Genomic DNA, 8,119 nt, shown 5'->3' with positions numbered 1-8,119 from the left:
CGGGGCCGGGGGCCGGGGTCCCGGGGCGCCCTCCGCGTTAGGAGAGTCCTGCGGGTCCCGGAGGTCCTGCGGGTCCGGGGTGCCCTGCTGGTCGTCCTGCGGGTCCGGGGCGGCCTGCTGGTCGTCCTGCGGGTCCGGATTGCCCTGCTGGTTCGGGGGCATGGTGGTCACCGGCCCTTCGCCGGGGCCGCGGCCCCCGCCGGTTCCGGGGTGGTGTCCTCGCCGAGGTAGAGCCTGCGCACCTCGTCGGTGCGGGCCAGTTCGGCGGCGGGGCCGGAGAGCCGTACCTCGCCGACCTCCAGGACGTACGCGGAACTCGCCAGTTCCAGGGCCATGGCCGCGTTCTGCTCGACCAGCAGCACGGAGGTGCCCTGCCGGTTGATCTCCGCGACGACCTCGCCGATCCGGCGCACCAGCTGCGGGGCCAGGCCGAGCGAGGGCTCGTCGAGGAGGAGCAGCTTCGGTTCGGCCATCAGGGCGCGGCCGATGGCGAGCATCTGCTGTTCGCCGCCGGAGAGCAGCCCGGCGCGCTGCCCGGTGCGTTCGGCGAGCCGCGGGAAGAGGCTGAAGACGCGGTCCCGGGCGGTGCGGTCACGGTGGGCGCGGCGGTGCAGTCCCAGGCCCCCGGCCCGCAGGTTCTCCTCCACGGTGAGCCCGCCGAACACCCGGCGGCCCTCGGGGACCTGGACGACTCCGGCGCGTACGGCGGTGACCGGGTCGGCGCCGTTCAGCCGCTGCTCCCCGTAGCGGACGCCGCCCGCGGTGATCGCGCCGCGGTGCATCCGCAGGGTGCCGGACACGGTGCGCAGCAAGGTGCTCTTGCCCGCTCCGTTCGCGCCGAGGAGGGCGACGACGGCTCCGGGCGGGACCGTGAGGGAGACGCCGTGCAGGGCGCGGACGGCTTGTCCGTAGGACACGTCGAGGTCCTCGATGTGCAGGGCCTCGGGAGAGACGTCGGGCATGGGTTCTCCTCGGGTCCGCGCGGGGGCGGTTCGGGGGAAGTGACGGCTACGACAGCACGGCCCCCGCGGCCGGTACAGGTCAGTCGGCGAGGTCGGGTCGCCCTCCCAAGGGCCGCCCGTGCCGGTTGTGCGTCCGCCCAGCGCGGAACGGCGCGGGACGGTCCGGTTCCGGCCGCCGCCAGGCCGGGGCGCGGTCCGTTCCACCGCCCAAGGCCCGGCCGCCCGGCGCCGCCCCGCCCGCCGGACCAGGCGGTTCCGGGGACGGCCGGAGCACCCCGGAACCACCCGAGCCGTACGAGCCGTACGCGCCGTACGAGCCCCCGGGGCTGCCCGGGCCGACCGAGCCGCCGGAGCCGCCCGGGTCCTCGCGGGGGAGGCCCGGGCCGTGGGAGCCGCCGGGGCCTCCGGTGCCTTCGGGGCGGCGCGGTGCTTCCGGCGCCGACAGCACCGAGGCCAGCCAGCCGATCAGAAAGCCCGCGGGAATGGTGACGATCCCGGAGACCTGGAGCGGGAACCAGGCGAAGTCGCGGTCCGGCAACAGCGAGACGGGCAGCCCCGAGACGGCGGGCGAGAAGGCGGTCAGGAACAGCACGAGGGCGGGCGAGCCGTACAGCGTCCAGCGCATCCCCGTGGTGGTGAAGCCGCTCCAGCCGAACGCGTAGACCAGTGCGGGCAGCAGCGCGGACGCCGCGGCGTTGAAGGTGAAGACGATCAGCACCTGCGGGTTCCAGCCGTGTCCGGGGACGGCCAGCGCGACGGCGACGAGGCCTACGGCGAGGACGGCCCAGCGGGCGTACCGGACCTCCCGTCCCGCGGTGAGCCGGCCGCGCAGCACACCGCGGGCGATCAGGTCGTGGGCGACGGTCGTCGCGGCGGCGAGGGTGATCCCGGCGACGGCGGCGAGCACGGTCACGAACACCGCGCAGGCGACGAACGCGAACAGCATGCTCTCGTCGGCCGCCGACGCTCCGGTGTCGAGGGCCCGGGTGAGCGTGAGCAGCGCCGTGCCCCCGGTGCGGTCCTCCGCGGCCAGGGCCCGTCCGCCGACGACGGCGGCGGCGCCCAGACCGATCACGACGACGGTGCCGCAGAACAGGGCGACGGTGCCGACCGCCCAGCTCATGGCCTTCCGCGCGGCCCGCGCGCCGCCGCGGGTGTAGAGCCGCATCATCACGTGCGGCATGCAGGCGGCGCCGAGGAGCAGGGTGAGTTCGAGGCTGACCAGGTCGAGCCGGCCGGTCACCGAGTCGCCGAACTGGAGCCCGGTGCGCCAGTACAGCTCCCCCGCGCCGCTGCCCCGCGCCGCGGCCGCCACCAGCCGGGCCGGGTTCCAGCCGTAGCGGTCCAGTACGAGCGCGGCGAGCAGCGTGGTGGCGGCGAGCAGCAGCACCATCTTGGCGATCTGCACCAGCCCGGTGCCGCGCATGCCGCCGAAGGCGACGTACGCGATCATCAGCAGCCCGGTGACGACCGTGCTGAAGGTCGTCGCGCCCTGCCCGGGCAGGTCCAGCAGGACCGTCATCATCGTGCCCGCCGCGGCCAGTTGCACCAGCAGCAGCGGAAAGGTGACGACGAGCGTGACGAACGCCACGGCGGTGCGGGCGGGGCGCTCGCTCAGCCGCCGCGCCAGGATGTCGCCGAGGGTGTAGTGCCGCGGCCCGTCGGCGAGCGGCCCCGCCAGCCGCAGCTTGAGGAGCAGCAGGGACAGGACGGTGGCGCAGACGGTGAGCAGGCCCTCGGTGCCGGTCAGGGCGATGGCGCCGGTGGTGGAGACCACGGTGGCGGCGGAGATGTAGTCACCGGCGATGGCCAGGCCGTTCTGCGCCGGGCTCAGGGATCCGCTGCCCGTGTAGAACTGCGCCGGGTCGTCCGTGTCCGTGGCGGCGAGGATGCAGAGGAGGAAGGAGACGGCGACACAGGCCGAGAAGAGCACATAGGCGAGCGTTCCGGCATCAAGGAGGTCATCGTTCACCCGCGCACGACAACACGGTGGTCCGCGGCCGTACAGCGCCGCGGCGCAGGGCGCTGCCCGCGCCCAGGGGGGCGCCGTACGGGCTGTGCGGCACCACACCGGGACACGGCGACGGAGCACCGGCGCGGGGCCGGGGGCCGGAGCCGGCCGGGGCCCGCAGACCGCNGTCCGCGGGCCCCGGCCGCTCAGCCCCGCGGCAGCCGGCGGGCAGTGAGGGCGAGTGACAGCTCCACCATGTCCTTCGGGCTGCCGAGCGACCGGCCGGTCAACTGCTCGTAGCGGCGCAGCCGGTTGAGAACCGTGTTGCGGTGACAGAACAGCCGGGACCCGGCGCGCACCGCCGACCCGTCGGACTCCAGCCACACCGTCAGCGTGTCCAGCAGGATCTCCCGGTCGGCCGGCTCCAGGTCGAGCACGGGGCCGAGCACCCGCTCGGTGAGGGCCGCGCCGAGCTCCGGGGACGTGACCACCAGCGCGGCCGGCAACTGCTCCTCCAGCAGCACCACGTCACCGTCGCCGGAGCAGCAGCGCACCGCGGTCGCGGCGAGCCGCCGGGCGTCGCCGACGGCGGCGAGGCCGTCGACCACGGAGCTGACTCCGGCGCGGCCGCCGGGCGGCGGTTTCAGGGCCTCCGCGAGTTCGGCGAGGCTGCCGTCGCCGACCAGCACGATGCCGTGATCGGCGTCCGCCCCGGTGTGCCAGAGCACCCGCATCCCGCCGGGCACGTGCGGCGGCTCGGTCGCCCCGTACGCGGCCCGGTGCCCTCCGGAGACCTCCACGACGGCGTAGCGGCCGTCCTCCGGCAGTTCGAGCGCGGCGGCCACCTCGGGCAGGTCGGCGATGCGCGTCGTGCCGTCGAGGAGGGCCTCGGTCATCAGCCGGTGCCGGTTCTCGCGGCGCCAGGTGAGCTGCCGTTCGACCTGGCGGTACGCGTCGGAGACGAGGTTGCAGTGCTCGTCGACGAAGTTCCAGACGTCGGCGGCCACATGCACCAGCAGATGCACGTCGTCCGGGCCCTGTTCGGTGGCGGACTCGACCAGTCCCTGCCAGACGACGGCGCCGCCGAGCCGGAAGGCGTGCAGCAGGGCGTCCAGCGGCAGGCCCTGTTCGGCGCGGGCGGCACCGATCTTCCAGGAGCACAGCCGCGCGGACTCGCGGGACTCCTTGGGCCGCAGCAGCGAGCCGACGTTGTGCCGCAGCGAGCGGTGCACCTCCTGCCACAGCTCGTCCCGGTCCACGCCGGGTGAGCGGTAGGCGGGCTCCTGTTCCTGGAGCAGCACGACGAGACGGTCGGTGAGCTGCGGGAGTTCGTCCAGCAGCGGGCGGGCGGCGCGGTGCAGGACGGCGACGGCCTCGGCGCTCGCCCGGGATCTGGCGGGCTCCGTCGCGGCCGGGAGGCCGGGCAGGGCCCGCACGCGGGCGCGTACGACTGGATGCATCTCGGTCCTCCACGGGTGCGGGAGCCTGCGGGGCCTCCGGAGCCGGAGGCTACCCGGAGGTGTGTCCGGGGGTGGGGCGGGATTCAACCATGGGCATACCAACCGGTCGGTCATTTAGTCCATACCCGTTCCGGAAACTGTGTCCGGATCGTCGCCCTCGTCCCACTCGCGCGCCCGGCCCGGGCCCGGGCCCCGAAAGGATCCGCCCGCCCGTGAACGGAGGTCGTGGGCACCGCCCCGGGGCGGCGGAACCCGGCCCTCGCCTCCACGCGGCGAGGCGCACACCATCAACGCGGCCCGTGAACGGAGGACCCGGCGCCCCGCCCCGGTGCGGGATCACCCGCGCGGTCCCGCCCGCATCCGGGGACATCACCACGCACCCGGACGCGGCCGCTGACCGGGGATCACGGCGGCCCGCCCCGAAGTGGCGAGCCCCGGCCCGCGCAGTCCGGCCCGTACTCAGGGAAAACACCACACACCCCCTGAACGGGGATCACGGCGGCCCGCCCAGAGGTGGCGCGTCATGTTCCACGGGAGGCCGCCCCGGTGGCGCGTCATGTTCCGCGGGAGGCCGCCCGCGGACGGCAGGGCAATGTCCGCAAGTCCGAGCTGGGCTTCATGCTCCGGGACTCGCCCCGGCTTCCCCGCGGGAACGGCGCGGCCCCGCGGTGGCCCCCGGCGCTGTCGGCGCCCTCGCGGGCCCGCTCACCGCCCCCGGGCCCGGCCCCCGGAGCCGTCCTCCCCGTCCCCGGCGCGGGAATGCGTGAGCAGCCGCGCCAGCTCCACCCGGGACCGGATGCCGAGCGCCGAGAAGACGTTGCGCAGATGGTGGTCCACGGTACGGGGGCTCACCGACAGCCGGACCGCGACCTCCCGGTTGGTCGCCCCCTCCGCGACACACCGGGCGATCCGCAACTGCTGGGGCGTCAGCAGCCGTACCGCCTCCGGGTCGTCCGCCGCGCCGCTCGTCTCACCGGTGGCCCGCAGCTCCGCCCGGGTCTGCTCGACCCACGCCCCGGCCCGGCACCGTTCGAACGCCACCAGCGCGTCCCGCAGATGCTCCCGGGCCAGCCCCGGCCGCCGCTTCCGGCGCAGCGCCTTGCCGTACAGCAGCTGGGTGCGGGCCCGTTCGAAGTCGCCGTCGGCGATGTCGTGCAGTTCCAGCGCGTGATCGAACAGCGCCTCGGCGCCGCTTCCCGTGACGCCGCTTCCCGGGGCGCCGTTTTCCGTGACGCCGCTCCTCGCGGCCCCGCTGCCCGCGGTGCCGTCCGGCTGCGCGGATCCCTGCTCACCGGCCGCCGCCTCGTCGGCGACGGCCAGCAGGGCACGGCAGCGGGTGAGTTGCGGCAGGGCCTGCGGGTCGGCCGTGACCGCGGTCCACAGTTCGAACTCCGGCAGCACCGCCCGCGCGGTCTCCGGCTCCCCCGCCAGTACGGCGGCCTCCACCAGACACGGCATCGCGATCATGCGCAACGCGAAATGGCCGCACCCCGGGCCCGGCCCGATGAGCGGCCGCAGCCGGGCCAGCGCCTCCCGGGGCAGGCCCCGCCCGAGGTCGGCGCGGGCGAGGGCCCAGGTGGCGAGCCCGGCGGCCACACCGAGCCCGTGCGGGCTGGCGACCGCGGCGGCCGCACGGGCGTGCTCCTCGCACTCCGCCGTGTCGCCCCGGGTCGCGGCCGTCATCGCGAGCGCGGCGTGGTGGTGCGCGGCGCAGTTGCGCTGCCCGGCACCGCTCGCGGCCCGCAGTCCCTCCAGCGCGTGGGCGTGCGCCCGGGTGTGCCGGCCGGCCCGCAACTCCGCGTAGACCAGGTGTTCCAGGGCCTTCGGCACGAGGGTGGCGAGCCCCCGTACCCGGGCCGCGGCCAGGGCGCGGGTGTTCAGTTCGCAGGCCGCCGCGACCTCCCCGAGCACCAGCGCGGCGACTCCGGCGCGGATCAGCCGCCGCGGGTCGTCGTCCCGCGCGGCCTGCTCGATCACCCGCCGCAGCGGCTTCACACCGTCGTCGAACCGCCCGCTCATGACGGCGGTCATCCCGGCGCAGTAGCCCGCGAAGGGCCCGCCGGACCGTGCGCCGCCGTCCGTACGCTGCTCTCGGTCCGTACGCTGCTCTCGGTCCGTACGCTGCTCGCGCTCCGGACGCTGCTCTCGATCCGTACGCTCCCTGCCGTCCGTACGCCTCCTGCCGTCCGGGGCGATCGCGCCGTCGGTGCGCTCGCGGTCGTCCGCACACTCGCCGCAGTCCGTGCGGTCGCCGTCGTCCGCACACTCGCCGTCGTCCGCACACTCGCCGCAGTCCGTGCGCTCGCCGCCGTCCGTGCGCTCGCCGCCGTCCGGCCGGCCGCGGCGCCCCCGGCCGGCCGCGGCGGGCGCGTCCTCCGTGCAGCCCCGGACGCCCCGGAGGTCCCTGCCGTCCCCGGCGGGCACGTCCTCCGCAGCGGTCGCGTCGTGCGCAGCGGTCGCGTCTCCGGGAGCAGGCGCACGGTCCGCGGCCGCCGCGCCCTCCGCGTCCTCCGCGTCCCCGATCCCGGCGGCCCGTGCCGTGTCCGACAGGTAGCCGGTCACGTCACCGACGGTCCAGGTCGCCTCGGCGGCGTCCAGCAGGGCCTGCCGGGCGGCGGCCGGGTCGTGCCGCTCCAGCAGCCCGGCCGCGTGCAGCAGCACCTCCCGGGCGTCGGTCACCACGCCGTCGCGCAGTTCGAGGATGCCGCGCACCAGCTCGGCCCGGCCCCGTACGGCCTCCCCGGCGGGAAGGCGCCGCGCCGCGTCGAGGAGCGTGCGGGCCCGGTGCGGCCGCCCGGACAGCCAGGCGTGCTCGGCCGCCGCGGCGAGCCGCCGGACCCGGACGTCTGGGTCCGACGTCAGCTCGGCCGCGCGGGCGAGCGCGGCGGCGGAATCGGTGTGTGCCCGGGCGGCGTCCGGAACGGCCGCCACGGCGTCCTCCAGGGCGTCGGCCAGCTCCGCGTCCACCCCGTGCGCGGCGGCGGCCCGGTGCCGCAGCGCGGGCAGCCGCAGCGCCGGGCCGTGCGCGTCGAACTCGTCGGCGAGTAGGGCGTGCGCCGCCCGGCGGCGGGCCAGCGGCTCCGCGCCGTACGCCGCCCGGCGCAGCACCGGGTGCGCGAAGCGGACGGTGTCGCCCTCGGTCAGCACGACGCGGGCCGTCTCGGCGGGCTCCAGTCCGGCGGCCGGCAGCCCGGCCCGGCGGGCGGCGCCCAGCAGGATGTCCGCGCCGACCGCCGTCGCCGGACCGGCACACTCGTGGGCGGCGGCGGCCAGCAGGAGCAGCAGCCGGGTGTCGGCGGGGAGTTCACGGATCCGCTCGACGCCGTACCGCAGCAGCGGGCCGTGCGCCGGCAGTGGTTCCGGCAGCGGCGCGACACCGGTGAGCCGGTCGGTGTCGAGACCGGCGACCAGGTCGGTGAGCAGCTGCGGATTGCCGCGGCCCTCGTGCAGCAGCGCCTCCCGGACGGCGGGCGCGGCGTCCTCCGGGAGCAGCCCGTCGAGCAGTGCCCCGGCGTGGGCGTCGGCGAGCGGCGCGAGCCGGAGGGCCGGCACTCCGGCGAACTCGGGTGCGTCCGCGTGCTCCTGGGCCACAGCGAGCAGCAGGACCACGGGGCGCCGGCCGCCCAGTCTCCGGGCCGCGAAGCCGAGCGCCGCACGGGAGGCGGGGTCCAGCAGATGGGCGTCGTCGACACAGACGACCAGGGGCCGGCGGCGCGAGAGTTCGCACAGCCAGGCGAACAGCGCTT

4 protein-coding genes are annotated in these 8,119 nt (G+C 76.5%); all 4 read right to left on the bottom strand.

The genetic code is table 11. From position 1 onward, the window contains the following. Positions 1-167: 167 nt before the first annotated feature. Positions 168-962, bottom strand: coding sequence for an ABC transporter ATP-binding protein (locus GCU69_RS20430; protein WP_098752394.1), 795 nt, complete (start codon positions 960-962; stop codon positions 168-170). A 79-nt stretch (positions 963-1,041) separates the two neighbouring features. Continuing rightward, entirely contained in the window at positions 1,042-2,934 is a 1,893-nt protein-coding gene (locus GCU69_RS20425) for a sodium/solute symporter (protein ID WP_170315893.1), read from the bottom strand. Positions 2,935-3,119: 185 nt separating this feature from the next. Beyond that, complete coding sequence (locus GCU69_RS20420; protein ID WP_098752392.1) at positions 3,120-4,373, bottom strand: PucR family transcriptional regulator; 1,254 nt, start codon at positions 4,371-4,373, stop codon at positions 3,120-3,122. Between the two features lie 705 nt (positions 4,374-5,078). Next, positions 5,079-8,114 (bottom strand): LuxR C-terminal-related transcriptional regulator, encoded by a 3,036-nt coding sequence (locus GCU69_RS33915; protein WP_235978595.1) that lies wholly within the window; start codon positions 8,112-8,114, stop codon positions 5,079-5,081. Positions 8,115-8,119: the final 5 nt, after the last annotated feature.

The organism is Streptomyces lycii, from assembly GCF_009735685.1.
Lineage (GTDB): Bacteria > Actinomycetota > Actinomycetes > Streptomycetales > Streptomycetaceae > Streptomyces > Streptomyces lycii.
The sequence above is the reverse complement of the archived record's forward strand: the minus strand, read 5'-3'. Positions and strand labels throughout refer to the sequence as shown.